This is a genomic window from Citrobacter sp. wls757 (genome assembly GCF_005280935.1).
GTDB lineage: Bacteria > Pseudomonadota > Gammaproteobacteria > Enterobacterales > Enterobacteriaceae > Citrobacter > Citrobacter portucalensis.
Genome location: NZ_SZWU01000037.1, coordinates 1 through 2040, shown reverse-complemented (window position 1 = coordinate 2040; position 2040 = coordinate 1). Strand labels below are relative to the sequence as shown.

The 2040-nt window shown below is 52.1% G+C and carries 1 rRNA gene; it reads right to left on the bottom strand.

From position 1 onward, the window contains the following. Nucleotides 1-2040, bottom strand: a 23S ribosomal RNA gene (locus tag FDW94_RS10135); the annotation flags it as partial.

Below are 2040 nucleotides of genomic sequence, written 5' to 3'. Positions count from 1 at the left end.
ACGGGTCTACGTTAGAACACCAGCCATTAAAGGGTGGTATTTCAAGGATGGCTCCATGCAGACTGGCGTCCACACTTCAAAGCCTCCCACCTATCCTACACATCAAGGACCAGTGTTCAGTGTCAAGCTATAGTAAAGGTTCACGGGGTCTTTCCGTCTTGCCGCGGGTACACTGCATCTTCACAGCGAGTTCAATTTCACTGAGTCTCGGGTGGAGACAGCCTGGCCATCATTACGCCATTCGTGCAGGTCGGAACTTACCCGACAAGGAATTTCGCTACCTTAGGACCGTTATAGTTACGGCCGCCGTTTACCGGGGCTTCGATCAAGAGCTTCTCCTTACGGATAACCCCATCAATTAACCTTCCGGCACCGGGCAGGCGTCACACCGTATACGTCCACTTTCGTGTTTGCACAGTGCTGTGTTTTTAATAAACAGTTGCAGCCAGCTGGTATCTTCGACTGATTTCAGCTCCATGAGTAAATCACTTCACCTACATATCAGCGTGCCTTCTCCCGAAGTTACGGCACCATTTTGCCTAGTTCCTTCACCCGAGTTCTCTCAAGCGCCTTGGTATTCTCTACCTGACCACCTGTGTCGGTTTGGGGTACGATTTCGTGTTACCTGATGCTTAGAGGCTTTTCCTGGAAGCAGGGCATTTGTTACTTCAGCACCGTAGTGCCTCGTCATCACACCTCAGCGTTAATAAGGTACCGGATTTACCTGGAACCTCCGCCTACATGCTTAAACCGGGACAACCGTCGCCCGGCTAACATAGCCTTCTCCGTCCCCCCTTCGCAGTAACACCAAGTACAGGAATATTAACCTGTTTCCCATCGACTACGCCTTTCGGCCTCGCCTTAGGGGTCGACTCACCCTGCCCCGATTAACGTTGGACAGGAACCCTTGGTCTTCCGGCGTGCGGGTTTTTCACCCGCATTATCGTTACTTATGTCAGCATTCGCACTTCTGATACCTCCAGCATACCTCACAGTACACCTTCAACGGCTTACAGAACGCTCCCCTACCCAACAACACATAGTGTCGCTGCCGCAGCTTCGGTGCATGGTTTAGCCCCGTTACATCTTCCGCGCAGGCCGACTCGACCAGTGAGCTATTACGCTTTCTTTAAATGATGGCTGCTTCTAAGCCAACATCCTGGCTGTCTGTGCCTTCCCACATCGTTTCCCACTTAACCATGACTTTGGGACCTTAGCTGGCGGTCTGGGTTGTTTCCCTCTTCACGACGGACGTTAGCACCCGCCGTGTGTCTCCCGTGATAACATTCTTCGGTATTCGCAGTTTGCATCGGGTTGGTAAGTCGGGATGACCCCCTAGCCGAAACAGTGCTCTACCCCCGAAGATGAATTCACGAGGCGCTACCTAAATAGCTTTCGGGGAGAACCAGCTATCTCCCGGTTTGATTGGCCTTTCACCCCCAGCCACAAGTCATCCGCTAATTTTTCAACATTAGTCGGTTCGGTCCTCCAGTTAGTGTTACCCAACCTTCAACCTGCCCATGGCTAGATCACCGGGTTTCGGGTCTATACCCTGCAACTTAACGCCCAGTTAAGACTCGGTTTCCCTTCGGCTCCCCTATTCGGTTAACCTTGCTACAGAATATAAGTCGCTGACCCATTATACAAAAGGTACGCAGTCACACCCCAAAGGGTGCTCCCACTGCTTGTACGTACACGGTTTCAGGTTCTTTTTCACTCCCCTCGCCGGGGTTCTTTTCGCCTTTCCCTCACGGTACTGGTTCACTATCGGTCAGTCAGGAGTATTTAGCCTTGGAGGATGGTCCCCCCATATTCAGACAGGATACCACGTGTCCCGCCCTACTCTTCGAGTTCACAACACATGCACTTTTGTGTACGGGACTTTCACCCTGTATCGTGCGACTTTCCAGACGCTTCCACTAACACACATGCTGATTCAGACTCTGGGCTGCTCCCCGTTCGCTCGCCGCTACTGGGGGAATCTCGGTTGATTTCTTTTCCTCGGGGTACTTAGATGTTTCAGTTCCCCCGGTTCGCTTC